Genomic DNA, 25,291 nt, shown 5'->3' with positions numbered 1-25,291 from the left:
GATCTCCAGTTCATCGGGACGGGTTGAGGTAACAGTCGGGGCTGATCAGCCCCCATGAATCAGCGCAAAACCCATTTTCACCACATAATCCGGCAGGTCTTCGTAATTGCCCCAGTCGGCATATTCGGGCAGCTCCAGCGTCCTGCTCAGTTCCAGCACCGCCTGAACCGATCCGGCCGGGTTCTCCCGGTTCACCTGTTCGACCACAGGAAAGACCGCATCATAGAGGTCGTTGTAAAATTCGGCTGCGGCTGAAAGCAGCGCCGGATCGGTGTTGTGCGAATGCGTGTTCACCGCATGCTTCAGCGCCCAGCCGTCCAGCGTGTTCAAAATCTGGCGCGAGCCCAGCAGGTTGGTGTCAGTCAGGGCCCAGCCCGGCGTCAGCGCGCCATCCAGATACATGTCGGCCGTGACGGCGATCCGTTCCTGCGGCAAGTGGATCACTGAAACCGCGACCCCGTCTGCCGGGCCGAAATGCAGCAGATCAACATTAGTGGTGCCCATGCCGATGCTCATGCGGTCTTCATAGGTCACATCCACCTTGCCCGGCGTCAGGCCGAGCGGGTCCTGGTCAAAGAACATGTCGATATTCTCATGCGCAATGACTTCCGCGCCGGGAAACACTTCGGTGCCGCCGATATGGTCGAAATGCTCGTGGGTCATCACAATCCGGGTGACCGGCAGATCGGTCAGCCGGGCGATCTCTGCACGTAAGAGCGACGCGCGGTAAGGATTGGCCGGATCCACCAACAGTACGCCCTCGGCCCCCTGAACAACAAGGCTGGTGTAATGCCCGAAGCTCATCGCATAGACGTGTTCATCGAGCTTCTGGGTTTTGACCGCAGTTTCTTCAGCCAATGTGCTAGCGGCTATAATATTGGCTGCAGCAAGGCCTGCGGCCAATACGGTGATTGTCCGTTTCATGTTCATTTCCCTTTCGGCACACCTCAGAGGTAGACCACACCAAAGCGCTCTTCGATCAGCTTCAGATCACGCTCTCCGGTTTCATTCTGGCGGGAGGTTTCGGCCATGAAGTCCTCGGCCCAGTCTCCGGGGAAGATGTAGCTGATGATCTTCGCCGTCTTGCCACCGGTATTCTTCATATAGTGGGAGGTGCCGCGCGGGCATTGGATGCTGGCGCCGGGGCCTGCCTGGAACACCTTGTCGCCGATTTTGACCTCAAGCTCGCCTTCGATGATGTGGAAGGTCTGATCCTCCCATTTGTGGTAATGGTCCGGAATACAGTTGCCCGGCGCGATCTCGCCTGCGCCGAAGACGTAGTCCGATCCGGTGTCGTCCTTGCCGGCCGCGACCGAAGTATATTCATCCGGCGCCATGAAGTACTTCCGGCCCTCGTGCCAGCCGCTGACGACTGTCTTTTTGGTGGTGGTTTCGGTTTTTCGGGACATGACTGGCCTCCTGAATGGCGGGATGGGCACGGGCGGGAATGCCGCCCGGGCCGCGGGGGTTACTGGCCGTGCCAGATCGAATAGGCCATGCGCTCCACATGGGCGGGCAGGTTCTGCTCGTACATGTGCCAGTGGCTGAACTCCGGCAGTTTGACCGTTTCTTTCAGCTCTTCGACCGTTCTGCCGGCCTGCATGCCTTCCCAGACCGCCTTGAACAGCGCCTCGTTGAAGGCCAGGTCCTCGGCCAGCTGTTCGGGCGAAGACTCGTGCATGTGACCCGAGATAACAGTGTCGAAATCCAGCTCGGCGGTGACCCGGCGCAGGGTGTTGAGCGAGCCGACGTAGTCATGCGTGTTCAGGCGTCCGGGCATGTTCACAAAGCCCTGCAGATGCCAGTCCACCGCCATCAGAACCTTGTCGTCAGGCATGTAAATGGCGCTGTTGCACTGGCCGTCATTGGCACCGAAATAGCGCATTTCGACCACTTTGCCGCCGAGCTCGATCCGGTGTGCATCGCCCTCGTAGGTCACGTCCGGCTGCACCACCCGGTTTTCCAGGTCACGGCTCAGCAACTCAGTGCAGCCCGCGTGGGTGATGAACTCCGCACCTTCGTCCTTGAACAGCCGGCCCCCGCGCGAGTGGTCAAAATGCGGATGCGAGTACAGCACCTTGACCACCGGCTGATCGGTCAGCTTGGAGATCTCCGCCCGCATCGCTTCGGCGCGGAATTCCTGGTTCGGGTCGACCACCAGAACGCCCTCTTCGGTGATGACAACCAGGCTAGAGTAATGCGCCATGTGGAACTGATAGACCCCGTCCTTCAGCTTGGTCATGACAGGTTTCATTTCATCATCTGCGGCGAATGCTGCGCCGCTGAAGGCGGCTGCCGCGGCAAGGGCTGCAAGAATACGTTTCATGGGATGGGCCTCCTTTTGCTGAAGGCAATATATCCATGACCTAAGATGTGATAATTGTAGCTGAAATAAGATCAGAAGGTACAAAAGGTATCGAATGGATAAGCTGCGGAAAATGGCGGTCTTCGCCCGTGTGGTCGAATTGGGCAGCTTTGCCGCCGCCGCTGCGGATCAGAATGTCACCCCGGCGATGGTCGGCCGCCATGTGGCGGATCTGGAGGCGACGCTGGACCAGCGCTTGATCAACCGCACGACCCGTTCAATGGAGGTCACCGAAGCCGGGCAGCGGTATTATCATGGCTGCAAAGCCATGCTCGAACAGCTGGATGCCCTAGAGCAGGAGGTTGCGGACCAACAGGGCAGCCGACCCGCGGGCATCATCCGGCTGGCCGCACCTGAGGGGCTGGGTTCGCTGCTGCTGGACGCGGTCGAAAGCTTTCAGGCGCAATACCCTGAGGTGCTGTTCGATCTGGTCATCGACAATGCCCAGACCGATTTCGTCAGCGCCAATGTGGATCTTGCAGTGCGGCTGGCGATTTCTCTTGAAGACAGCTCCCTGATCGTTTCCAAACTTTCAAACACCCGCCTGGGCCTGTTTGCCGCGCCCTCATATCTGACGAAGAACGGAACACCCGCGGGCGTTTCGGATCTCGGCAGCCACGCCTGCCTTGTCTTCGGTGGATCCCGTTTCGGAGACAGCTGGCCCCTGGTCACTCAAACCGGCGTGCAGAAGCTGCGCCAGCCCTGGCGGCTGGTGATGAACCAGACCCATATCTACCGCGACGCCCTGGTCAGGGGCATGGGGATCGGGCTCCTCCCGGAAATCATGGCTGCAGACCTGGTCGAAGCCGGATTTCTTAGCCCAGTAACTCTGGATGCTCGTTTCCCGGATGTGGGCGTGTTTGCAGTCTATCCAAACAGAGCCTTTCAGCCCCGCCGAGTCAGCCTGTTTTTGCAGCATCTGCGGCTGAAGATGAAGCCATGACAGGCTGTGCAAGGGCTATAAAGCCCCCGGCGGACACAGCACTCTCTTGCCATAGCTACCCCTCTCGAGGGCGCGGCGCGTTTTCAGGAACCGCTGCAGGCGATACCGTATTGCCCGCCGGTCTTTGTCGGCATTGTGGAACTCTGCTTCGATGAACTTGATCTTGGACATAGCTGGCCCTTTCCCGGCGCGCAGCGCCGTCTAGCTCCCGATTACACACAGTGCGCTCGGGAAAATGGAGGAAAGAACCTGGCCAGGTTTGAGCTTCAGACCTGCTCAATACGGCCGCTTCTGTCAACAGGAGGCGCTGACCAACGCTGGTGAACAAAGCCTACGCAGTGGGCTAAAAGTAACTTTTGCTAAGCCATTGTTTTAAAACAAAACCACCAGCCGAAGCTCGGTCAATGGCAAATAATCTCGTGTTGGAATGGCAGAAAACCCCCATCAATGGCAGTTATTTCACGGGTCCGACATCTGCCGGTTTCGGCAGGTCAGCGGCAAACGGCGATCGGTTATACATTCCATAATCAAACGTCATGGCAAATTGCACTAGCTATCAGGCAAACACAGCCAGAGCACTACATGACCCTGTCAAGCCTGCCGCCATTGCGGCTGTTCCGGATGCGTCCTTCACGCAAGCCGGACTTTGCACCCTTTCCTCCCGGCCTGGTCTGGCTGGACACATCCGCAGCACTCACGCACAATCGAAACGCGGTCTTGCGCAATCGGCGCCGCGCCACAGTTTCCCCTGCGCCTGCCTGCAGACCTTACGCGGCAGGTTCTTCCTAGTTCTGCCGCCGGTGCACTGCTCCGCAGGATGTGATCCGCCCGTGAATGCAATATCTGCGCACCGTGCGCATTCTAAACAGATTGAAGCCAGAAAGACGGCGCAGACCGTCCAGTCAAGCCCATGAAGGAGCGACGGAAAACATGTCCCAGATATCAAGCACGGTTCTCGCGCTGCTCGAACTCTTGTCTTATGCATTTATCTTTGCAGTTGGTGCCGGCATCCTGTGGCTGGTGATTATCTACATCCGCGACAAGACCCAGACCGAAAGCACCCTGCGCCGGAACTATCCGGTGGTTGCACGCTTCCGCTACTTCTTCGAGCATATGGGTGAGTTCTTCCGGCAGTATTTCTTTGCCCTGGACCGCGAGGAAATGCCTTTCAACCGCGCCGAACGCTCCTGGGCCTACCGCGCGGCTAAGAATGTGGATTCCACAGTTGCCTTCGGCTCCACCCGGGACCTGCGCCCGACCGGCACCGTCTATTTTGTGAACTGTCCCTTTCCCACACTGGAACAGGACGCCAAAGAACCCTCTGCCGTCACCATCGGCCCCTACACGCGGCACCCTTACTCCACGGATTCCTTTTTCAACATTTCCGGCATGAGCTACGGCGCCATTTCGGTCCCTGCCGTGCGCGCGCTCTCGCAAGGCGCCAAGAAAGCAGGCATCTGGATCAACACCGGCGAGGGCGGCCTCTCTCCCTACCATCTGGAAAGCGGTGCCGACATTGTGTTCCAGATCGGCACCGGCAAGTTCGGCGTGCGCAAACCCGAGGGCGGCTTTGACGAGGACAAGCTGCGCAAGGTCGCAGGGCACGACAACGTCCGGATGTTTGAGATTAAACTCAGCCAGGGCGCCAAGCCCGGCAAAGGCGGCATCCTGCCTGGCGCCAAAGTGACCGAGGAAATTGCAGAAATCCGCGGCCTGAAACCTGGCCAGGACGCAATCAGCCCCAACCGCCACCCGGAAGTCGACAGCGTCGCCGACCTGTTGGACATGATCGCCTATGTCCGTGACGTGACCGGCAAACCGGTGGGCTTCAAGACCGTAATCGGCGCCTATGGTTTCCTCGACAGCCTGTGCCGGGAAATTCTCAAACGCGGCCCCAAAAGCGCCCCGGACTTCATCACCATCGACAGCGCGGACGGCGGCACTGGCGCCGCTCCGATGAGCCTGATCGACAATATGGGCATGCCCCTGCGCGAGAGCCTTCCCCTCGCCGTTGACATCCTGAAACGGCACGGTTTGCGCGACCGCATCAAGGTCTGCGCCAGCGGCAAACTGATCAACCCGTCAGAAGTCGCCTGGGCCTTCTGCGCCGGAGCCGATTTCGTGAACTCCGCCCGCGGCTTCATGTTTGCCCTGGGCTGTATCCAGGCCCTGCAGTGCAACAAGAACACCTGCCCCACCGGCATCACCACCCATGACCCCAAGCTGCAATTCGGCCTGGATCCGGCCAGCAAGTCCGAACGCGTCGCCTATTACGCCAAGAACATGAAAAAGGAGGTCGGCATCATCGCCCACAGCTGCGGCGCCGCTGAGCCGCGCCTGCTGAAACGCTACCACGCGCGGATCGTGCTCGACAACGGCCGCTCGGTCTCGATGGACGAGTTGTATCCCGAGCCCGAGCAGCAGCAAGCCGCCGAATAACCTCTTCTCAGAACTCACAAATTTATTGAACAGGAGCCCCCATGCCTGACACCCGTTCCGCTGCCGTCAAAGCCTCCGACCTCCTCGTCGCCGCCCTTGAGGCCGAAGGCGTAGACTACATCTTTGCCGTCCCGGGCGAGGAAAACCTGGACGTGCTGGAATCCCTGCGCCCCTCGAAAATCGAGCTGGTTCTGACCCGCCACGAACAGGGCGCGGCCTTCATGGCCGCCACCTATGGCCGCCTCACCGGCAAGGCCGGCGTCTGCATGGCCACACTCGGCCCTGGTGCCACCAACTTTGCGACCCCCGCAGCCTATGCCCATCTTGGAGGCATGCCGCTGATCATGATCACAGGCCAGAAGCCGATCAAGAAATCGAAGCAGGGCCAGTTCCAGATCATCGACGTGGTCGGTCTGTTCGCCCCGATCTGCAAGATGTCCAAGCAGATCGTGCACGGCAACACCATCCCCGCCCTGATCCGCGAGGCTTTCCGCGTGGCCGAAGAGGAACGCCCCGGCGCGGTTCTGCTGGAACTGCCCGAAGACATCGCCGCAGAAGACACCGACGAACCCGTCCTGCAGCCCCACCCCCGCCACTACGCGGTGGCAGGCGACACGGTGCTGAACGAGGCTGCCGAACTGATCCGCAACGCAAGGATGCCGCTCTTGCTGCTGGGCGCAGGCGCCAACCGCAAAGATGCCCGTTCCGCCCTCAGCGCCTTTGCCGAGGCGACGCAGATCCCCTTCTTCAACACCCAGATGGGCAAGGGCGTGATTGACGAACGTTCCGACCTGTTCCTGGGCACCGCGGCGCTGTCGGACGGTGACTACCTGCACTGCGCCATCGACCGCGCCGACCTGATCATCAACGTTGGCCACGACGTGGTCGAAAAACCGCCCTTCTTCATGGAGGAGGGCGGCACCAAGGTCATCCATGTGAACTACAAGGCCGCCCAGGTCGACCAGGTTTACTTCCCGCAGGTCGAGGTGGTCGGCGACCTCGCTCAATCCATCACCCGCCTGGGTGAAATCCTAGGCGGTCCCTTGGATTTCGACCGCGGCTACTTCCAGCGCATCAAGCAGGAGACTGAGAAACACACCTCCGAAGGCTCGGAAGATCCCCGCTTTCCGATCATTCCGCAGCGGCTGGTCGCGGACACCCGCAAGGTGATGGCGGACTGCGATATCATCGCGCTCGACAATGGCATCTACAAGATCTGGTACGCCCGGAATTACAAGGCCTATCAGCCCAACACCGTGCTGCTGGACAACGCCTTGGCGACAATGGGCGCAGGGCTCCCTTCGGCGATGATGGCGGCCAAGCTTTATCCCAACCGCCGGGTGATGGCGATCTGCGGCGACGGCGGCTTTATGATGAACAGCCAGGAGCTGGAAACCGCTGTCCGGCTGGGCCTCAACCTGGTCGTCACGGTGCTGAACGACAGCTCTTACGGCATGATCCGCTGGAAGCAGTCGCACGCAGGCTTTGACGACTGGGGGCTGGAGTTCAACAACCCGGATTTTGTGCAATACGCAAACAGCTACGGCGCTACCGGCCACCGGATCGAGCGAACCGAAGACCTCGCGCCGACCTTCGAGAAAGCCTTTGCCGCAGGCGGCGTGCATCTGATTGATGTCCCTGTCGATTACAGCGAAAATCAGCGCGTCCTGATTGATGAACTGGCAGCAAAGGTGTGCCTGATATGAGCAAGACCGTGGAAGTCGTGAACCCCTACAGCCTGGAACGCATCGGCACAGTCGAGACCAGCACGTGGGAGCAGATCGACGCAATGCTGGACACCGCGCATGGGCTCTACCGCCGGCGCGGCGCCTGGCTGCCTGCCTATCAGCGTATCGAAATCCTCAAGAAAACCGCCCGCCTGATGGAAGCGCGCTTTGACGAGCTTGCGCTGCTGATCGCCAGCGAAGGCGGCAAGCCGCTGGTCGACGCCAGGGTCGAGGTCAAGCGCGCCATCGACGGGGTGGAGCTTTGCGTGCATGAAATCGGCCAGATGGCGGGCAAGGAAATCCCGATGGACCTGACCACCGCGGGTGCCGGCCGGATCGCCTTTACCCAGCGCGAGCCGATCGGCGTAGTGGTGGCCGCCAGCGCCTTCAACCACCCGCTGAACCTGATCGTGCATCAGGTGGCGCCCGCCGTAGCCACTGGCTGCCCGGTGATTGTGAAGCCTGCAATGGATACGCCGTTGTCGTGCCAGGCCTTTGTTGCCATGCTGCATGAGGCCGGACTGCCGCAGGACTGGTGCCGCCCGGTGGTCTGCAGCAATGAAGTGGCCGAGCAGATGATCACCGATGCGCGGGTTGGCTTCTTCTCCTTCATCGGCTCCGCCCGCGTTGGCTGGATGCTCCGCTCCAAGCTCGCTCCCGGCACCCGCTGCGCGCTGGAACACGGCGGTGCAGCCCCGGTTATCGTCGGCGAGGATGCCGACATTGACGCCATGATCCCGGCCTTGGCCAAGGGCGGCTTCTACCACTCCGGCCAGGTCTGTGTCTCGGTGCAGCGGGTGTTCGCCCCCGCCGCCAAGGCCGAAGAGATTGCGCAGAAACTGGCAGAAACGGCAAAAGCACTGAAAGTCGGTGACGCCACCGACCCCGCAACCGAATGCGGCCCGCTGATCCGCCCCGGCGAGGTCGACCGGGTCGAAGAATGGGTGCAGGAAGCCGTCGACGGCGGCGCCAAGCTTCTGTCGGGGGGCAAACGCCTGGGCGAGACCACCTATGCCCCTACCGTACTGCTGGACCCGCCCGCAGACGCGCGGGTTTCGCAGCTTGAGATCTTCGGCCCGGTGATCTGCGTCTACAGCACCGCCGGCATCGAAGACGCCTTTGAAACTGCAAACAGCCTGCCTTTTGCATTCCAGGCCGCAGTCTTCACCAAAAGCCTGGACACCGCCATGCAGGCCGTCCGTCAGCTCGACGCCACCGCGGTGATGGTCAACGACCACACCGCCTTCCGCGTTGATTGGATGCCTTTCGCCGGCCGCCGCCAGTCCGGCTACAACACCGGCGGCATCGGCTACACCATGCATGACATGACCCAGGACAAGATGGCGGTGATCAAACTCTAGCGCTCCGGGGCGGGCAGCCCAAAGCCTTGGGCTGCCCCCTTCCCGCGGTGCGCCTTCAGGCAGTCTATGAACAGGCGCAGGCACTCCAGCCGGCTGTTTTGCTTTGGAAAATACAGGTAAAACGGCGGCAGGCTGGCAGTGTATTCGTCCAGAACCGTCTCCAGTTCCCCGGTCTCCAGATAATCCGCCATCGTGGCACGCAGCGACCAGCCGATGCCGTGCCCCTCCCGCGCGGCCTGGATCACGCCAATGACCGTATCGAAGCTCAGCCGCATCGGCGGATCGATCCGTTTCTCCTGACCATTCTCCAGAACCCGCCACTCCTTGATCTGCCCCGACGTGGGCATCCGGTAGCGGATGCAAGGATGCGCCAGCAGATCACGCGGATGCCGGGGCCGGCCATGTATCCTGAGGTACTCAGGTGCCGCAAAGAAGGCCGGCACCAGCGGGTCCGTCACCCTGACCGCAATCATGTCCGGCGCCAGAATGTCGCCCTGCCGGATCCCGGCATGAAATCCGTCGCGCACGATATCCGCCAGTTCCTCGCTCCATGAGATATCCAGTTTGATGCCCGGGTTCTGCACCAGAAAAGCGTTCAGAACTGGTGTTACCGCCGTCATATATGCCCCGCGTGACATGCTGAGCCGCAGGGTCCCAGTTGTGGACTTGGCCATTTCCTGCGCTTTCTTCACCGCATAGCCCATGTCGCGGTAGGCCGGCGCCGCCGCGTCGAACAGAACCCGGCCCGCCTCAGTCAGCTCGATACTGCGGGTGGTCCGGAACAGCAGATCCACTCCCAGCCGCTCTTCCAAAGCTTTCAGCTGCAGGCTCACCGCCGGCGCACCCACTCCCAAAGCTTTGGCCGCCGCCCGCAAGGAACCCTCGCGAACAATGGTCAGGAAAACTTCAATTCCATTAACAGGTGTTCGTTGCATTATTTAGAAATATTAAACAACCAGTTCAGTTTGCAAGGAGTTCTCAAAAACCGTCCGGCTCGATAGCTGTTTCCCTGCAAACAGCAGTCAAACAGGGGCAGCCATGACGGAACTCACGGGAGCACGGCCGCAGAATCTGCTGCGCGGTGTCGCGATGATCCTTGCGGCAGCTTTTCTCATTTCAGTTCAGGATGTTGTATTCAAACTGTTCAGCAGTCAGCTGACCCTATGGCAGATTTTTGCGCTGCGCGGTCTGCTGGCGGTGCCGCTGCTGCTCACGATTGGCCGGTTCCGGCGGCGGCAGGGCAGCGTTTTGCGGCTTGCCCTCAGCAAATGGGCGATGCTGCGGGCCCTGCTCATTACAACAACCTTCCTGGCATTCTACGCTGCGCTGCCCTTTCTCAGCTTGTCGACGGTCGGAGCGGCAAACTATATCGCACCGGTCTTTGTCACCCTGCTGTCCGCCTATGCCATTGCTGAACCGCCCGGTGTGCGCGGCTGGGTTGGCGTTATAATCGGGTTTGCCGGCGTGATCGTCCTGCTGCAGCCCGGCACCGATGCCTTTTCCATCTGGGCCATACTGCCAATCTGCGGTGCCGCATTCTATGCGCTGGCGCATATCACCACCCGCACCAGATGCCAGGGCATCCCTTTATCGGCACTGGCACTGTCGCAGAACCTGGTCATGCTGGCCGCAGGCCTGGCAGTCAGCGCAGGGCTTTTGTGGCTGCAACCTCAAGACGGGTTTTTTGACAGCTACCCTTATATCTTCGGCCTGTGGGCACCGGTCTCCGCCGCGGATTGGATGGTTCTGATTTTGCTGGCAGCATTTGCCGTTGCAATCGGCATGATGCTGGCCGGGGCCTACCGCACAGCACCGCCCTCCGTCATTTCGACCTTTGAATACAGCTACCTGGCCTTTGCGGCAGCCTGGGACATTCACCTCTTCGGCACAGCGCTGTCCTTCCCTCAGATCGCCGGCATGATGCTGATCGCCGCCGCCGGACTGCTGGTCCTGAAGCCCGGCCGATCCAAAGAAACAGCAGCACCGTGAACCCTTCCGTACGCGGTGCCGTTTCGGCCTTTCCGCACCGCGCCGCAACCGCTATGACCGCCTCATCCCTGCACAAATGAGGCATTTTCCCATGACCATCACCCGTATCGGCACCACCGCCCGCTCCAGCAAAATCGTCAAGCACAACGGCGTTGTGTATCTCAGCGGCCAAGTGTCTGAAGCCGAAACCGCCGCCGACCAGACCCGCGAGATCCTCGCCAAAGTCGACGCCTTGCTGGAAGAGGCCGGCAGCGATAAAACCCGCCTGCTGCAGACCGTGATCTGGCTGTCCGACATGTCCTACTTCGCCGAGCTGAACGAGGTCTGGAACGCCTGGGTTCCCGAAGGCCACGCCCCGGCCCGCGCCTGCGGCGAAGCCAAACTGGCACGTGAAATCCTGAAGGTCGAAATCATCGTCACCGCCGCCTGCGACTGATTTTTCTGAGAACAATAAAAAACTGCGCCGGGCCTCAACAGCCCGGCGCATTTCTTTTCACCAGTTCGCCCCGCTTCAGGCGTGCAGATCCTGCGACATGCGGGTGCCATCCGGCGCAGCGGCGTCCTTGCCAATCGGCGCGGCCGACGGATCGGTTTTCAGCGACCGGTACAGCCCCAGCGTCATCCCGATGATCACAAAGGAAATCGGGAAGGCCGCCGCAATCGACGCGGTTTGCAGCGCGCCAAGCCCGCCTGCCATCAAGAGCACAATCGCAGTGGCACCGATGCCGGCACCCCAGATGATGCGGAACTTCTTCGGCGGGTTGTCATCGCCCATCGACAGCATGGTGGTGATCACCAGCGTGCCCGAGTCCGCCGAGGTTACAAACCACGAGAATAGCAGCAAAGTTGCCAGCGCCGACAGCGGCCAGGCGGTCCAGCTCAGATCCCCCAGCCAGGAAGTGGCGCCCAGATTGCCGATGGTTCCGTAAAGCGCCGCAGGCAGGTCCCAGTCACGCACCGTCTGGATCACGCCCGCACCGCCTTCGGCGGCCGGGCCGCCGGCCATGTTCAGCTCCTGCCAGATGGCGTTGCCGCCGAACATGCACAGCCAGAAGAAGGCAATCGCGGTCGGCACAAACAGCACGCCCACCATGAACTCCCGGATGGTGCGGCCGCGCGAGATGCGGGCGATGAACATGCCCACCATCGGCGCCCAGGCAATCCACCAGCCCCAGTAGAAGATGGTCCAGCCGCCCTGCCAGGCGATGTTCTCTTCCGAGCTGGCGGTCCAGAAACCCATCGGGATGAAGTTCCAGATATAATCGCCTAGGGTGGTCACATAGAAGCCCAGCAGCCATTTCAGCGGGCCGATCACCACAAAGGCCATCAGCAGGAACATCGACAGCCAGATGTTCCATTCGGAAATGATGCGGATGCCTTTGCCCACGCCCGACACGGTCGAGATGGTGGCTATGATGGTCACAATGACGATCAGCACGATCTTCAGCGTCAGCGTCGGCTCCAGACCGAACAGCACGTTGAGACCGGTCGCCATCTGGCTGGTGCCCAGGCCCAGCGAGGTTGCGATGCCGAACACCGAGCCGAACACCGCCAGCAGGTCCACCATATGCCCCCAGGGGCCATAGATCTTTTCCCCGATCAGCGGATACAGCGCCGAACGCATGGTCAGCGGCAGCTTCTTGCGGAAACCGAAATAGGCCAGGCACAGGCCCACGATCACGTACAAAGCCCAGCCGTGGAACCCCCAATGGAAATAAGTCACCCGCATCGCGTCAATGGCGCGCTGCATGTTCATTTCCGAATGGCCTGCCATCTCGGCATGGGGGTTGTTCGGATAACCCCAGACGGCCGAGTTGTCGAAGTAAAAAATTGGCTCGGCAACGCCAAAGAACAGGATGCCGATGCCGATACCCGCCGAGAACAGCATCGCAAACCAGCTGAAGTTGCTGAACTCGGGGCGCGCATCATCGTCGCCCAGCCGCAGGCTGCCGAACTTCGAGAACATCAGGAAGAAGCAGAAGAACATGATCCCGGCCAGAACCGAGATGTAATACCAGCTCAAGCCGCCTTCGATCCAGCTGCGGACCGACTTGTACAACCCGCCCGCAAATTCGACGTTCAAAACGGTGAAAATCACAAAGGCGGCAATCATCGCCTTAGCTGCCATACCCATTCCCGGGTGCAGGCCGGTAAAGAAACCGGACTTTGCCACCAGGTGGCTGTTGGAATTGCTTTCAGACATTTGGTCCTCCCTTTGTCCCTATGCAAATAGCTCTCCGGAGTCCTCCGCTCCGGCAAAGCTGCCCGGTCTGCCAAGGCGGGATGAAGCCCTCCCTCTTGCCATGCTTTCCGGAAATGCCCCCCCGGGCAGCCGGCGGAACCGGCCGCGAAAATGCGGGCTGGAATCGGGGAGGAGATCCAGCCCGCAGCGGGGAAGTTCCGGCGGGCCGCAAACCCGCCGGCCCCGAGCTCAGCCGCGCTGGCCGACGTGGCGCCCCGCGCCCTCCGGCAGCGGCATGCCTGCGTGCGCAGCTGCGTAGCTTGCCAGTTTGTCCGCCACGTCCTGCGAAGGCAGCGACGTGCCGCGCGCATTCAGATCCATATGCAGCAGCAGCGTTTCCACAGTTGCCGCCAGCTTGCCTTCCGGGCCGTGCAGGCGGTGGAACAGATGCATCTTCTTGCCTTCGCCCTGCAGCACCTGGGTGGTGACAGTCAGCGCGTCGCCCTCGTGCAGCTCATCCAGGAAGCGCACGTGGTTCTCGACGGTGAAATAGCTGCCGCCTGCGGCGATGTATTCCGCATCAGCGCCGATCATCTCCATGAAGCGGTCGGTCGCCTGGGCCGAGGCCTCGGTATAATGCGCCTCGTTCATGTGGCCATTGTAGTCGGTCCAGCTTTGCGGAACCGGGCGGCTGACAGTGACCGGCAGCTCTACCGCGTCCGGCGCAGGCAGCGTTGCCTCGTGGGTGTTGATGACACCGCCTGCTCCGCTGCCGGATTTCTTCAGCGCCCGCATCATGCCGACCAGATTGTCATCGCGCAGGCGCTCCAGCTCACGGATCGACAGATGGCCGGACTGCGCATCCGACTGGCCCGCGATCAGGTCCACCAGCTCATCAGTGAACTCCGGCACATCCATCAGCTTGGTCCAGGGCCATTCCAGCGCCGGGCCGAACTGCGCCATGAAATGCTTCATGCCCGCTTCGCCGCCGGCAATCCGGTAGGTCTCGAACAGGCCCATCTGCGCCCACCTGAGGCCAAAGCCCATGCGGATGGACTCGTCCAGCTCCTCGGTGGTGCAGATGCCGTCCTTGATCAGCCATAGGCCCTCGCGCCAGACCGCTTCCAGCAGACGGTCGGCAATATGCGCGTCGATCTCCTTGCGCACGGTCAGCGGGTACATGCCGACTTCACGCAGCAGGTCCGAGGCTTGCGCACAAGTGTCCGCATCGCCCACCAGCTCGACCAGCGGCAGCAGGTAGACCGGATTGAAAGGATGCGCCACAACGGCGCGGGCGCCCTGCTCGTTCAGCTCCGATGGTTTGAAGCCCGAGGTTGAGGAGCCAATCACAGCGCTTGCGGGCGCGTGCTCCTGGATCTGTGCATGGATCTTGTGTTTCAGGTCCAGCCGCTCCGGCACGCTTTCCTGGATCCAGGCTGCCTCTGCCACAGCCTCTGCCATGTCTGCATGGAAGGTTAGCTCACCTTCGGCCGGCAGCGCCTTGTCATACAGAGACGGCAGCGCGCGGCGGGCATTGGCCAGCACTTCGCCGATCTTGCGTTCCGCTTCCGGGTCCGGGTCGAAGACCCGCACATTCCAGCCGTTCAGAAGGAACCGCGCGGCCCAGCCCCCGCCGATGACGCCGCCGCCGATGATTGCTGCTGTTTTCATGATCTATCCTCTGATCGCCAGACCAGTGCACCCGCTGATGCACGGAGGGTGTACGGGGGGTGCACACATGGCACCCCCGGGTTTCAGCTTATTTCGCCACCGGCGCGCGCTTGGTCAGGCCCAGCTTTTCGCGGACTGCGTCGGGGCCGATGATCTTGGCGCCCATGCCCTCGATCACGCCCACCGCGCGTTCCACAAGCTGCGCGTTGGTGGCCAGCACGCCCTTCTCCAGGAACAGGTTGTCTTCCAGGCCAACCCGCACGTTGCCGCCCGCCAGCACCGACTGCGCGGCATATGGCATCTGATCACGGCCCAGCGAAAACGCCGACCAGGTCCAGTCCGACGGCACATTGTTAACCATCGCCATAAAGGTGTTGAGGTCGTTCGGCGCCCCCCACGGCACCCCCATGCACAATTGCACCAGCGCGTTCGGCTCCAGAATTCCCTCTTTTACCAATTGCTTGGCAAACCACAGATGGCCGGTGTCGAACGCCTCGATCTCCGGCTTCACGCCCAGATCGGTCATCATCTGGCCCATCGCGCGCAGCATGCCCGGGAAGTTTGTCATGACGTAGTCGGCTTCGGCAAAGTTCATGGTGCCGCAGTCCAGGGTGCAGATTTCCGGAAGGCATTCCGCGATATGGGCCATCCGCTCGGTGGCACCGATCATGTCGGTGGCCGCTTCGTTGACCGGGAACGGGTTTTCTACGCCGCCAAAGACGATGTCGCCGCCCATGCCCGCGGTCAGGTTCAGCACCACGTCCACCTCGGAATCGCGGATGCGGTCGGTAAGTTCCCGGTAATACTCAAGCTTCCGGGACGGCGCCCCGGTCTCCGGGTCGCGGACATGGCAATGCACCACAGCAGCGCCGGCCTTGGCTGCTTCGATTGCAGACTCGGCAATCTGCTTGGGCGAGCGCGGCACATGGGGAGATTTGTCCTGGGTGCCGCCCGAGCCGGTCACGGCGGCGGTGATGAAGACTTCACGGTTCATGGTCAGGGGCATGGGTTCGCTCTTTTTGAGTTAAGCTTGCAGTTCGGGGTGATCCGCAAACAGCTCCAGCGCCTGCGGGTTCGCGAGGCCGGAGAGGTTTCGGACGGGTTGTTTGTTCACCACATCGCGCACCGCCAGCTCGGCGGTTTTGCCGGATTTGGTGCGCGGAATGTCAGCGACAGAGATGATCTTAGCCGGTACATGGCGCGGCGACGCGTTCTTGCGGATTTCCGTTTTGACACGGATGGTTAGTGCATCGTCCAGCACAGTTCCGTCTGCGGTTTGCACGAACAGAACCACCCGCACGTCGTTGTCGAAGTTCTGGCCCACAACCACCGCGTCCGAGACCTCGTCAATCTTGTCGAGCTGCCGGTAGATCTCGGCCGTGCCGATCCGCACGCCGCCTGGGTTCAGGGTCGCGTCCGAGCGGCCCAGAACGACATAGCCGCCGTGCTCCGTGCGGATGGTGAAATCCCCCTGCCGCCAGATGTTCGGGTAGGTCTCGAAATAGCTGGAGCGGTAGCGGGTATTCTCCGGATCGTTCAGGAACCGCGTTGGCATAGACGGATGCGCGTTGCGGCAGACCAGCTCGCCCGCGGCGCCTTCCACCGGGTCGCCCTGATCGTTCAGGGTGGCCACATCCAGTCCCAGCATCGGCGCCTGGATTTCACCCTGGTGCACCGGCAGTACCGGGCAGCCGCCGATGAAGCAGCCCAGAATATCGGTGCCGCCGCAGATCGAGGCCAGCTGCACTTCCGCCTTCCAGTCAGCATAGACATGGGCAAAGCCCTCAGGCGAAAGCGGCGACCCGGTCGACAGCACAACGCGCAAACCGTTCAGATCGCGGGTTTCCATGGGCCGGTTCCGGCGCTTCAGAGACGCGTCAATGTATTTCGCGGAAATGCCAAAATGAGTCACCTTCTCAGCCTCTGCCAGATCGAACAGGCGGCTGATCCCGGGAAACATCGGATTGCCGTCAAACAGCACAATCGCGGCCTCGGACGCCAGCGCCGCCACTTGCCAGTTCCACATCATCCAATTGCAAGTGGTGTAATAGAACATCCGGTCGCCCGGGCGCAGATCGCAGTGCAACTGCTGTTCCACCAGCATCCGCAGCAGGGTGCCGCCGCCGGAATGCTCGATGCACTTGGGCTTGCCAGTGGTGCCGGAGGAGAACATCACATAGAGCGGATCGCGAAATCCCATAGGGCGGCAGTCCAGCGCCGGGGCATCGTCAAGTTTGAAGGCCTCATAGGCAGTCATGCCGTCCGGCAGATCCTCAGCCCCGCCCGCATAGGGCCAGACCACAATCTGCTCGATTGACGGAACACGCGCGGCAACCTCGGCAATCGCATCGCGGGTGCCAAAAACCTTGCCATTGTAGAAGTAACCGTCCGCCGCAAACATCAGCTTGGGCGCGATCTGGCCGAACCGGTCGACCACCACATCCGGCCCGCTCTCCGGTGCACAGGAGGACCAGACCGCCCCCAGCGAAGCCGTGGCCAGCATCGCCGCCACAGCCTGCGGCATGTTTGGCACATAGCCGGCAACGTGGTCACCTTCCTCAATCCCGGCAGCGCGCAGCGCCGCTGCCAGCTGTTCGACTTCGCGCTTCAGCTCCGCGCGGGTCCAGGCCGTGCGGCGGCCATCCTCGCCGATGAAAACAATTGCCTCCCGGCCGTCGGCGTTCTTTAGAAAGGTCTCAACGATGTTGAGGCGCGCTTCAGGGAAGAACCGCACTTTCATCGGATCGGTATCCGGCTCCAAGGCGACACTGCCCTTGTCCCCTTCCAGCCCGCAGAAATCCCAGGCCAGCGGCCAGAAATCGGCTGCATGATCCACCGACCATTCATGCAGCTTCGCATGATCCGCAAAACTACGGCCTGCGGCGGCCTCAGCCTGGGCATGAAAGTCGGACATAAGCGGTTTGCGGCGTGCCGAAAGATCCGGCTGCCAGAGAAGGCGAGCAGTTGTCATGGATACATCAGTGGCTAGAGAGCGGTGTTCGGTTCGGCGTCAACGGGCTGTCAAAAGTTTTGACTAATGCGGTGATTAGCCCAGGAAAGGAACTTGCGCTTATACAGTTTTGGCCAAATAATGTGCAGATGCCGTCAATTTCTTCACCAATCTTCGAGTTCCTGCTGTTCGACGGGTTTTCAAACATGGTTCTGGCCAGTGCGATGGAACCGTTGCGGGATGTGCGGATGAACGCCGGCCAGGAGACTGCAGCTTGGCGGGTCAGTACTTTGGACGGTGCGCCAGTCACCAGTTCCAGCGGGCTGCAGATCACGCCGGACGTTACCTTTGACGAACGTGCAGGCAACCGGAATCTGGTGCTTGTTGCCGGCTACCATGTGCGCGAACAGGTGACTCCTGCACTTCTGACCAGACTCAGGGCGGCCACCCGGCAGGCAAGGCTGGTTATTGGCCTCGACACCTCTGCCTGGCTGCTGGCTGCAGCAGGCGTGCTGGACGGGCACACCGCCACGATCCACTGGCAGGAACTAGAGGCCTTTAGCGAAACCTTTCCCAAAGTGGATGTCTCCACCGCACGGTATGTGAGGTCGGGCCCGTTTGTAACCTGCGGCGGCGCCAGCACGGCCTTGGATCTGATGCTGAGCCTGATTCAGGATCTCTACGGGTCTGCTGCTGCGTTCGGCGCATCGACGATGTTCGTCTATGATCCGTCGCGACAATCAGAATTGAACCGCGGCGCGGCACGGCTGGAACAGAAAGGTTCGCCCAAAATCCTGATGGCCGCCAACCTGATGGCGGAGAACATCGAAACGCCAATAACCACAGCGGAACTGGCAGACCGGGTATCTCTTTCAGAGCGCACCCTGACGCGAGCCTTTCAACGTGAATTGGGCATGACACCTGGGAGATATTACAAGATGCTGCGGCTCCAGCATGCCCGCTACCTGTCAGAAGAAACTCACCTGAGTCTGGAGCAGATTGCACTCAGGTGCGGTTTCTCTTCGGCTTCGTCGCTGGGCCGGTCGTTCAGCGGGCTTTATGGCCGGACCCTTCGCGAGGCGCGCGTACAGGAAAAACCCTGGATGAAAACTGCCCGCAGCACTGGCTGAGGTTAGGATGCCGCCGCAGCGGCAGGCTTTTCGTCCCGCGGAGACACCCCGAATTTGCGGGCATATTCCCGGCTGAACTGGGTGGGGCTCTCATAGCCCACGTCGTAGGCCGCGGAGGCAACCGATTTTCCGCCACTCATCAGCAACCTGCGCGCTTCCATCAGCCGCAGCTCCTTTTGGTACTGAAGCGGCGTGCTGGACGTCAGCGCCTTAAAGTGCTCATGAAACGTCGATTGGCTCATCCCCGCCGCCGCAGCCAGTTCAGACACCGGCAGCGTGGCTTTGTAACCCTCCCGGATCATGGTGATGGCCTTGGAAATCCGGCTGGCCGGGCTTTCGTGCAGCAAGAGCTGGCGCAGCATGCCTCCGTGCTGAGCGCGCAGCAGGCGGAAATGAATCTCTTTCAGCACCAGCGGCGCCAGCGCCTGCACCTCTACTGGATCCTTGGCCAGGCGGAACAGCCGCGCCACGGCGTCGAACAGTTCTGCGTCACCATCCGCGACGCTCATCGAATGCGAGGCCCGCTCCTGCCCATCTGCCGCGCCGATTTCGTCATATAGACTGCGCACGGTGACCAGGTCCAGTTTCAGCGCCAGCGACACATAGGGAGTTTCTGGCGACGCATCGATCACCCCAGCTGTGACCGGAAGGGCATGGCTGACGATGAGCGACTTGCCGGCTCCGTAGCGGATCACCCGGTCCTCCAGATGCGCCTCCTTGGCGCCTTGCAGGACCAGGCACATGATCGGCTCGTAGATCATCGCCTGAAATTCAGTCCGCTTCTCGCTGCAAAAGGCAAACAGCCCATCGACCCCGGTTTCACAGCCGGTTTCAAGCCCGCCGCGGGCGCGGACAAAGCCGGCGACTTCGGAGATCAGATCCTGGGGTACCATCGGCGTTCCTCCTGTTGCCTTGGCTTATAAACGCTGCCGCGGCGGCACAGAACCTCAAATCCCGAAGCTTCGGAGGATCAGGCAGATCATCCGGAGGATCGGGCACGGGGAACGGCCCGCTGGGCTCTACCTTGGGTGCAACGGAACGACTGGAGCCAGGACTATGCCGCAAACCATTCTCATCACCGGAGCTTCGTCAGGGATTGGCAAAGCCACCGCCCGCCTGTTTGCCGATGGCGGCTGGAACGTCGTTGCCACTATGCGCAACCCCGAGGATGCCGAGGATCTGGCGGAGCGGGCGAATGTTCTGGTTGCGGCGCTGGATGTGACCAAGCCCGGGACCATTGCAAAGGCTGTGGACCTGGCCCTTAGTACCTATGGCCGGATCGACGTGCTGCTGAACAATGCAGGCTACGGCGCCTATGGTCCGCTGGAAGCCTTCCCGATGGAGCGGATCGAGCGTCAGTTCGCTACCAATGTGATCGGCCTGCTGGCGGTGACCAAGGCAGTGCTGCCGCACATGCGGGCGCAGAAATCCGGAACCATCGTCAATATCTCCTCGATCGGCGGCCAGATGACCTTCCCGCTGGGCACCCTGTATCATGGCACTAAGTTTGCCGTCGAAGGCCTGTCCGAAGCCCTGCACTATGAGCTTGAGGCCGTCGGCGTGAAGGTCAAGATCGTCGAACCCGGCATGATCAACACCGATTTCGGCGGCCGTTCTTTTGACTTTGCCGTGGATGAGAGCATGCCCGAGTACATGCCTGTTGTTGCGGGAATGCAGGCGGCAATGGGCACATTCGGCGCGCAGGCATCTGAGCCGGAACTGGTGGCAGAGGTGATACGGACCGCAGTCACGGACGGCACATCCCAGCTGCGCTACCGCGCCGGGGCTGATGCCGAAGCACTGCTGAGCGCGCGCAAGACGCAGGATGATGAGACCTTCATCGGCGGCATCAAGGCCGGCATGGGGCTGTAATCAGACCCGTCCAAACGTCAAGACAGGGAGGGAAGATCATGTATGGACAAGCACTTGCAGCAGGCGGGCTGGCGGTTGTGACCGGCGGTGCCAGCGGCGTTGGCTTTGCCGCCGCCCAGCGGTTCGCGCAAGGCGGTTTGGGCGTTGTCCTCGCTGACCTTCCGGGTGAAGCGCTGGATCAAGCAGCAGAGAAACTGCGCGGCATCGCCCCACCCGGCACGCCGGTTCTGGCAGTACCCGCGGACGTCAGCGATGCGGCTTCGGTTCAGGCACTGGCGGATGCGGCCTTTGATGCTGGCGAAGTGGCAGTGCTGATGAACAACGCAGGCATTGCCCGCCCCACGGGCAGCTGGGAAGACCCGGACGCCTGGCGCGCGATGATCGAGGTGAATCTGTTCGGCGTGCTGAACGGTGTGCAGGCATTCCTGCCTCGGATGATCGCCGCCGCGCGCCCCGCCACGGTCATCAACACCGGTTCCAAACAGGGCATCACCACCCCACCCGGCAACCCCGGTTACAATGTCTCCAAGGCTGGGGTGAAGGTGCTGAGCGAAATGCTGGCCCATGACCTGCGCCAGGCAGAGGCGCCGATCTCTGCGCATCTGTTTGTGCCCGGATTCACCTACACAGGCATAATTGCACGCTTCATGCCCGAAAAACCCGCCGCAGCTTGGACTCCGGAACAAACCGTGGACCACCTTCTGAACCGGATGGAGGCGGGTGATTTCTACATTCTCTGCCCGGACAACGACGTCACGCAAGAACGCGACAAGCGCCGGGTCACCTGGGCTCTGGGCGATATCCTGGAGAACCGTCCGGCCCTGTCGCGCTGGCATCCCGATTACGCCGATGCCTTTGCCAAATTCGAACAATCCTGAACACGACTATCCAGCCAAGGGGAGGCCCCACAGCCATGGCAATATCTTTGAAACTCAACGGCCAGACGCACGAAGTCGACGCCGAACCCGGAACCCCGCTGTTGTGGGTGATCCGGGATGAACTGAAGCTCACCGGCACCAAGTTCGGCTGCGGCGTTGCATCCTGCGGCGCCTGCACCGTGCATCTGGACGGCGAGCCCGTGCGCTCCTGCCAGACCTATGTCGAAGACGCGGAAGGTGCCGAGATCACCACCATCGAAGGCCTGAACTCCAAGGCCGCGCAGGCAGTGCAGGCGGCCTGGGTCGAGCTGGACGTGGTGCAATGCGGCTACTGCCAATCGGGGCAGATCATGTCCGCGGTGGGGCTGCTGACCGGGAACCCCAAGCCCACCGTTGAGGAAATCGACGATTACATGAACGGCAATGCCTGCCGCTGCGCCACCTACCAGCGCATCCGCGCCGCGATCCAGCGCGCATCCGACATGATGGAGGCCTGAAATGACCCTGAACACCTCCCGCCGCGGTTTCCTGAAAACCGCCGCCGCCGCTGCTGCCGTTCTTTACGTTGGCGCCCGTCCGGATGGAGCGTTGGCCGCGGGCTCTGCGCCTGCACAGCTGAACCCCTTTGTGAAAATCGACGCGGACGGCACCGTCACCGCCATCGTCAAGCACTTTGAAAAGGGCCAGGGCCCGGCCACCGGCCTCAGCACCTTGATCGCCGAAGAACTGGGTGTGTCTATGGAGGACATCCAGTACGAATTCGCCCCCTCCGACCCCTCGCGCTATGCCAACCTGGCGTTTGGCCAGTTCCAGGGCACCGGCGGCTCTACCGCGATGGCCAACTCTTTCATGCAGTACCGTCAGGCCGGCGCCGCCGCCCGCGAGATGCTGATCAAAGCCGCTGCCGAAGCCTGGGGGGCGGACACCAGCGCGCTGACCATCGAAGACGGCATCATCAAGGGCGCAGGCCACGCGGCGCCGATTGCGGATTTCGTGGGCGCAGCTGCGCAGATGGAGGCCCCGGCTGAGCCGCGGCTGAAGGACCCCAGCGAGTTCCGACTGATCGGCAACGCCTCAGTCAAACGCAAGGATTCCCCGCCCAAAACCAACGGCACTGCGAAATACGCCATGGACCTGCATCTGCCGAACCAGATGGTTGCGGTGATTATCCGCAGCCCGCGTATGGGCGGCCTGGCTGCCGGGTTTGACGATGCGGATGCCAAGGAGGTCAAAGGCTACATCCGTGCCGCGGTTCTGCCCAACAAGGCGGGCGTTGCGGTCTATGCCGAAAACACTTGGGCGGCCTTCCAGGCGCGCGAGGCGATTGCCGTGGACTGGGATTTCTCGGGTGCCGAGACCCGCAGTTCGGACCAGGTCCGCGATGAACTGCTGGCCGCAGTGAACAGCGCGCCTGAGTATAACGTCAACGGCGCCGACCAAACCGCCACCGCAGCCCTGATCGACGGCGCGGACAAGGTGGTCGAGCAGACCTTCTACTTCCCGCTTTTGGCGCATGCGCCGATGGAACCGCTTACCTGCACCATCGAGGCCGACGAGGACGGCGGTGTCACCCTGCATGATGGCGCCCAGATCCCGACGGGTCCGCATTTCGCAATGGCCGAGATCTTCCAGCTGCCGATGGAGAAGATCCGCATCAACACGATGTTTGCAGGCGGCTCCTTTGGCCGCCGCGCAACGCCCACGGCCGATTATCAGGTCGAGGCAGCGCTGGCCTTTGCCCTCACCGACCGCACCCGCCCCGTCAAGCTGGTCTGGTCGCGCGAAGATGACATCACCGGCGGCTATTACCGCCCGGCAGTGGCGCATAAGGTGCGCGTGGGCCTGGACGCCGATGGCAATATCACCGGCTGGGACCATCGCGTCGCGGCGCAGTCGATCATGAAAGGCACCGCCTTTGAGCCAATGATCGTGCATAACGGCGTCGATCACAGCTCGGTCGAGGGCACAGCGGATTCACCCTACCGGATTCCAGGCCAGTTCGTCGGCCTCACCGATGTGGCCAAGGCCACCACTGTTCTGTGGTGGCGCTCGGTCGGGCACACCCACACGGCCTATGTGATGGAGACCATGATGGATGAGGCTGCCCGCGCTGCAGGACGCGACCCGGTTGAGTTCCGCCTGGCTCTGCTGGAAGGCGGCGGCAAGGACCAGCAGCGTCTGGCAGGCGTGCTGAAACTGGCTGCCGAAAAGGGCAGCTGGGGCAACGCGCCTGAAGGCCGCAGCCAGGGCATTGCCGTCCACAAGAGCTTTGGCAGCTATGTCGCCGAGGTGGTTGAAATCTCAGGCAACGCCGAAGACGGGGTGCAGGTCGAGAAGGTCACCTGCGCGGTGGACTGCGGCCTTGCGGTCAACCCGGATGTGGTCAAGGCGCAGATGGAAGGCGGCATCGGCTATGGCATCGGCCATGTGATGCGGAATGAAATCACCCTGACCGAAGGCGTTGTCGACCAATTCAACTTCCCGGATTACGAGCCGCTGCGGATCGGCGATATCAACGCCATCGAGGTGCATATCGTGCCCTCCGCCGAGGCGCCCTCGGGCGTTGGTGAGCCCGGCACGCCGCCCTCGGCTCCGGCGCTGGCCAATGCCATTGCGGTCTCCGGCCCGCGGGTGACGGAACTGCCGATGATCAACAGCGGTGTCAGCTTCGCCTGACTGCCCGCCCGCACCGGGCTTGTCTGGTGCGGGCATTCACTGCAGGCATTGCCGCAAGGCAAAATCCTGTCAGACCAGCCCCATGGCGATGGCGGAATGCGGCTCCATGCCAAGATCCGAAAAGGCTGCTGCATTCCCGCCGGCAGTGTTATCGCGGCGCATCAGGGCGATCTGCGCCTGAGTCACCGGCGGCCGCCGCAGCGGCGACAGCAGCGCTGCCCCAAAGCGCCACAGTATGAAGGGAACCGGCAGCATCAGGCGTCGGCGCCCAGAGCGGACGGCCAGCCGCTCCAGGATTTCCCGGTAGCGGAAGATGTCGGGACCGCCAAGCTCAAACACCCGCCTTCGGGCTCGAGCACCATCCACGATACGGCAGGCTGCTTCGGCGGTATCGCCTACCCAAACCGGCTGCAGTTTGGTATTCCCGCGCCCGAACATCGGAATAACCGGAAGCCGGTCAACAATGCCCTGCAAGTCCCTGAAAAAGGCACCGCTGCGGCTGAACATAACACTTGGCCGCAAAATGAATGCACCGGGGAATATGCTGCGCACTGCGGCTTCGCCTTCTGCCCGGGCACGCACATAGGCCGACCCTGAACGCAGGTTTGCCCCTATTCCGGAGACGTGAATCAGACGCTGGCCGCCATGTTCCTTCACCAGCCGCGCAATCCGCCGGGCAGCATCGACATGAATGTCCTGGAAAGTCTCACCGCCGGTTTCGGCATAAAATCCAATGCAGTTAATCACTGTTCCTGAGCTGGCAAGGGCGGCTTTCAGTGCGGTACTGTCGCCCAGATCCGTCCGGACAATCCGCACTTCGCCGCCCCATTTCAGTCTGCAGGCGGCTGCAGCTCCGGGGGACCGCGTTCCGGCACTCACCTGGCAGCCATGCCTGACCAGCCGGCGCACGACCCTCCGGCCAAGGAAACCCGTGCCGCCAAGCACAATCACATTCCGGGCACTGGTCGTCATCGGAAATCTTCCTTGCCAGGTCCTGTTGCAGCCGTGGATCCTGCATAATCCGCGCACGCTCATAGCCGTTTCCGCTCAACCCGGTTATGCAGCCAGGCGGAAACAACCAATAGCTGCGCCTACAGATAGCGCGGCT

General features: G+C 61.7%; 21 protein-coding genes. 11 read left to right on the top strand and 10 right to left on the bottom strand.

Annotation, left to right across the window (positions count from 1 at the left end; genetic code table 11):
• Window positions 1-45: 45 nt before the first annotated feature.
• From RA20_RS24705 to RA20_RS15505, 3 genes are read right to left on the bottom strand one after another with little or no spacing between them, the layout of a single operon-like run.
• A complete protein-coding gene (locus RA20_RS24705) occupies window positions 46-924 on the bottom strand; it encodes an MBL fold metallo-hydrolase (RefSeq protein WP_241482269.1) in 879 nt (292 codons plus the stop codon).
• Window positions 925-947: 23 nt separating this feature from the next.
• Complete coding sequence (locus RA20_RS15510) at window positions 948-1,409, bottom strand: cupin domain-containing protein (protein WP_039130652.1); 462 nt, start codon at window positions 1,407-1,409, stop codon at window positions 948-950.
• A gap of 59 nt (window positions 1,410-1,468) precedes the next feature.
• The gene (locus RA20_RS15505; protein WP_039130648.1) at window positions 1,469-2,326 is read right to left on the bottom strand and encodes an MBL fold metallo-hydrolase; all 858 of its coding nucleotides are present in this window, start codon (window positions 2,324-2,326) and stop codon (window positions 1,469-1,471) included.
• Between the two features lie 94 nt (window positions 2,327-2,420).
• Here RA20_RS15505 and RA20_RS15500 point away from each other — a divergent pair, with 94 nt between their 5' ends.
• From RA20_RS15500 to RA20_RS15485, 4 genes are all read left to right on the top strand, one after another.
• Window positions 2,421-3,308 (top strand): LysR family transcriptional regulator, encoded by an 888-nt coding sequence (locus tag RA20_RS15500; protein WP_039130645.1) that lies wholly within the window; start codon window positions 2,421-2,423, stop codon window positions 3,306-3,308.
• Window positions 3,309-4,238: 930 nt separating this feature from the next.
• A complete protein-coding gene (locus tag RA20_RS15495) occupies window positions 4,239-5,747 on the top strand; it encodes an FMN-binding glutamate synthase family protein (protein WP_039130643.1) in 1,509 nt (502 codons plus the stop codon).
• Window positions 5,748-5,788: 41 nt separating this feature from the next.
• Window positions 5,789-7,453: an acetolactate synthase large subunit gene (locus RA20_RS15490; protein WP_039130642.1), complete on the top strand. Its 1,665-nt coding sequence runs from the start codon at window positions 5,789-5,791 to the stop codon at window positions 7,451-7,453.
• Window positions 7,450-8,835: an aldehyde dehydrogenase family protein gene (locus tag RA20_RS15485; protein ID WP_039130639.1), complete on the top strand. Its 1,386-nt coding sequence runs from the start codon at window positions 7,450-7,452 to the stop codon at window positions 8,833-8,835. Before RA20_RS15490 ends, RA20_RS15485 begins: the two co-directional genes overlap by 4 nt.
• Here the strand turns inward: RA20_RS15485 and RA20_RS15480 are convergent.
• Window positions 8,832-9,770 (bottom strand): LysR family transcriptional regulator, encoded by a 939-nt coding sequence (locus RA20_RS15480; protein WP_082018027.1) that lies wholly within the window; start codon window positions 9,768-9,770, stop codon window positions 8,832-8,834. The two genes, RA20_RS15485 and RA20_RS15480, sit on opposite strands and share 4 nt — an antisense overlap.
• Window positions 9,771-9,873: 103 nt before the next feature.
• On the opposite strand from RA20_RS15480, the gene RA20_RS15475 reads away from it, so the two are divergent.
• Both RA20_RS15475 and RA20_RS15470 read left to right on the top strand, forming a co-directional pair.
• A complete protein-coding gene (locus RA20_RS15475) occupies window positions 9,874-10,824 on the top strand; it encodes a DMT family transporter (protein ID WP_039130636.1) in 951 nt (316 codons plus the stop codon).
• 91 nt (window positions 10,825-10,915) lie between these two features.
• Window positions 10,916-11,260: a RidA family protein gene (locus RA20_RS15470; RefSeq protein ID WP_039130634.1), complete on the top strand. Its 345-nt coding sequence runs from the start codon at window positions 10,916-10,918 to the stop codon at window positions 11,258-11,260.
• Window positions 11,261-11,335: 75 nt separating this feature from the next.
• Here RA20_RS15470 and RA20_RS15465 read toward each other — a convergent pair whose 3' ends face one another.
• From RA20_RS15465 to RA20_RS15450, 4 genes are all read right to left on the bottom strand, one after another.
• A complete protein-coding gene (locus RA20_RS15465) occupies window positions 11,336-13,027 on the bottom strand; it encodes a BCCT family transporter (RefSeq protein ID WP_039130632.1) in 1,692 nt (563 codons plus the stop codon).
• A 228-nt stretch (window positions 13,028-13,255) separates the two neighbouring features.
• On the bottom strand, window positions 13,256-14,677 hold the full coding sequence (locus tag RA20_RS15460) for a carnitine 3-dehydrogenase (RefSeq protein ID WP_039130628.1): 1,422 nt from the start codon (window positions 14,675-14,677) through the stop codon (window positions 13,256-13,258).
• 88 nt (window positions 14,678-14,765) lie between these two features.
• A complete protein-coding gene (locus RA20_RS15455) occupies window positions 14,766-15,683 on the bottom strand; it encodes a 3-keto-5-aminohexanoate cleavage protein (RefSeq protein ID WP_039130626.1) in 918 nt (305 codons plus the stop codon).
• 18 nt (window positions 15,684-15,701) lie between these two features.
• A complete protein-coding gene (locus tag RA20_RS15450; RefSeq protein WP_241482268.1) occupies window positions 15,702-17,591 on the bottom strand; it encodes an acetoacetate--CoA ligase in 1,890 nt (629 codons plus the stop codon).
• A 14-nt stretch (window positions 17,592-17,605) separates the two neighbouring features.
• Between RA20_RS15450 and RA20_RS15445 the strand changes: the two genes are divergently transcribed.
• Window positions 17,606-18,757: a GlxA family transcriptional regulator gene (locus RA20_RS15445; protein WP_241482267.1), complete on the top strand. Its 1,152-nt coding sequence runs from the start codon at window positions 17,606-17,608 to the stop codon at window positions 18,755-18,757.
• Between the two features lie 2 nt (window positions 18,758-18,759).
• Here the strand turns inward: RA20_RS15445 and RA20_RS15440 are convergent, their stop codons facing one another.
• Entirely contained in the window at window positions 18,760-19,650 is an 891-nt protein-coding gene (locus RA20_RS15440) for an AraC family transcriptional regulator (RefSeq protein ID WP_039130617.1), read from the bottom strand.
• A 163-nt stretch (window positions 19,651-19,813) separates the two neighbouring features.
• Between RA20_RS15440 and RA20_RS15435 the strand changes: the two genes are divergently transcribed.
• Genes RA20_RS15435 through RA20_RS15420 form a run of 4 tightly spaced genes read left to right on the top strand, consistent with a single transcriptional unit; the run spans window position 19,814 to window position 24,183 of the window.
• On the top strand, window positions 19,814-20,629 hold the full coding sequence (locus tag RA20_RS15435; RefSeq protein WP_039130614.1) for an SDR family oxidoreductase: 816 nt from the start codon (window positions 19,814-19,816) through the stop codon (window positions 20,627-20,629).
• A gap of 38 nt (window positions 20,630-20,667) precedes the next feature.
• Window positions 20,668-21,507: an SDR family NAD(P)-dependent oxidoreductase gene (locus RA20_RS15430; protein WP_039130611.1), complete on the top strand. Its 840-nt coding sequence runs from the start codon at window positions 20,668-20,670 to the stop codon at window positions 21,505-21,507.
• A gap of 35 nt (window positions 21,508-21,542) precedes the next feature.
• A complete protein-coding gene (locus RA20_RS15425; RefSeq protein ID WP_039130608.1) occupies window positions 21,543-22,004 on the top strand; it encodes a (2Fe-2S)-binding protein in 462 nt (153 codons plus the stop codon).
• Between the two features lies 1 nt (window position 22,005).
• Complete coding sequence (locus tag RA20_RS15420; protein ID WP_039130606.1) at window positions 22,006-24,183, top strand: xanthine dehydrogenase family protein molybdopterin-binding subunit; 2,178 nt, start codon at window positions 22,006-22,008, stop codon at window positions 24,181-24,183.
• 69 nt (window positions 24,184-24,252) lie between these two features.
• Here the strand turns inward: RA20_RS15420 and RA20_RS15415 are convergent, their stop codons facing one another.
• Window positions 24,253-25,155, bottom strand: a complete 903-nt coding sequence (locus RA20_RS15415; protein ID WP_039130604.1) for a complex I NDUFA9 subunit family protein — start codon at window positions 25,153-25,155, stop codon at window positions 24,253-24,255.
• Window positions 25,156-25,291: the final 136 nt, after the last annotated feature.

It is taken from the genome of Leisingera sp. ANG-Vp (assembly GCF_000813725.1).
Classification (GTDB): domain Bacteria; phylum Pseudomonadota; class Alphaproteobacteria; order Rhodobacterales; family Rhodobacteraceae; genus Leisingera.
This window is presented reverse-complemented; position numbering and strand designations above follow the sequence as displayed.

Bases quoted from the DNA above. Each gene is read 5' to 3' on its own strand.
- RA20_RS15420 (WP_039130606.1), top strand. From the start codon at position 22,006: ATGACCCTGAACACCTCCCGCCGCGGTTTCCTGAAAACCGCCGCCGCC.
- RA20_RS15485 (WP_039130639.1), top strand. From the start codon at position 7,450: ATGAGCAAGACCGTGGAAGTCGTGAACCCCTACAGCCTGGAACGCATC.
- RA20_RS15435 (WP_039130614.1), top strand. From the start codon at position 19,814: ATGCCGCAAACCATTCTCATCACCGGAGCTTCGTCAGGGATTGGCAAA.
- RA20_RS15430 (WP_039130611.1), top strand. From the start codon at position 20,668: ATGTATGGACAAGCACTTGCAGCAGGCGGGCTGGCGGTTGTGACCGGC.
- RA20_RS15490 (WP_039130642.1), top strand. From the start codon at position 5,789: ATGCCTGACACCCGTTCCGCTGCCGTCAAAGCCTCCGACCTCCTCGTC.
- RA20_RS15470 (WP_039130634.1), top strand. From the start codon at position 10,916: ATGACCATCACCCGTATCGGCACCACCGCCCGCTCCAGCAAAATCGTC.
- RA20_RS15415 (WP_039130604.1), bottom strand. From the start codon at position 25,155: ATGACGACCAGTGCCCGGAATGTGATTGTGCTTGGCGGCACGGGTTTC.
- RA20_RS15475 (WP_039130636.1), top strand. From the start codon at position 9,874: ATGACGGAACTCACGGGAGCACGGCCGCAGAATCTGCTGCGCGGTGTC.
- RA20_RS15495 (WP_039130643.1), top strand. From the start codon at position 4,239: ATGTCCCAGATATCAAGCACGGTTCTCGCGCTGCTCGAACTCTTGTCT.
- RA20_RS15505 (WP_039130648.1), bottom strand. From the start codon at position 2,326: ATGAAACGTATTCTTGCAGCCCTTGCCGCGGCAGCCGCCTTCAGCGGC.
- RA20_RS15465 (WP_039130632.1), bottom strand. From the start codon at position 13,027: ATGTCTGAAAGCAATTCCAACAGCCACCTGGTGGCAAAGTCCGGTTTC.
- RA20_RS15455 (WP_039130626.1), bottom strand. From the start codon at position 15,683: ATGCCCCTGACCATGAACCGTGAAGTCTTCATCACCGCCGCCGTGACC.
- RA20_RS15450 (WP_241482268.1), bottom strand. From the start codon at position 17,591: ATGTCCGACTTTCATGCCCAGGCTGAGGCCGCCGCAGGCCGTAGTTTT.
- RA20_RS15500 (WP_039130645.1), top strand. From the start codon at position 2,421: ATGGATAAGCTGCGGAAAATGGCGGTCTTCGCCCGTGTGGTCGAATTG.
- RA20_RS15510 (WP_039130652.1), bottom strand. From the start codon at position 1,409: ATGTCCCGAAAAACCGAAACCACCACCAAAAAGACAGTCGTCAGCGGC.
- RA20_RS15480 (WP_082018027.1), bottom strand. From the start codon at position 9,770: ATGCAACGAACACCTGTTAATGGAATTGAAGTTTTCCTGACCATTGTT.
- RA20_RS15440 (WP_039130617.1), bottom strand. From the start codon at position 19,650: ATGGTACCCCAGGATCTGATCTCCGAAGTCGCCGGCTTTGTCCGCGCC.
- RA20_RS15425 (WP_039130608.1), top strand. From the start codon at position 21,543: ATGGCAATATCTTTGAAACTCAACGGCCAGACGCACGAAGTCGACGCC.
- RA20_RS24705 (WP_241482269.1), bottom strand. From the start codon at position 924: ATGAAACGGACAATCACCGTATTGGCCGCAGGCCTTGCTGCAGCCAAT.
- RA20_RS15460 (WP_039130628.1), bottom strand. From the start codon at position 14,677: ATGAAAACAGCAGCAATCATCGGCGGCGGCGTCATCGGCGGGGGCTGG.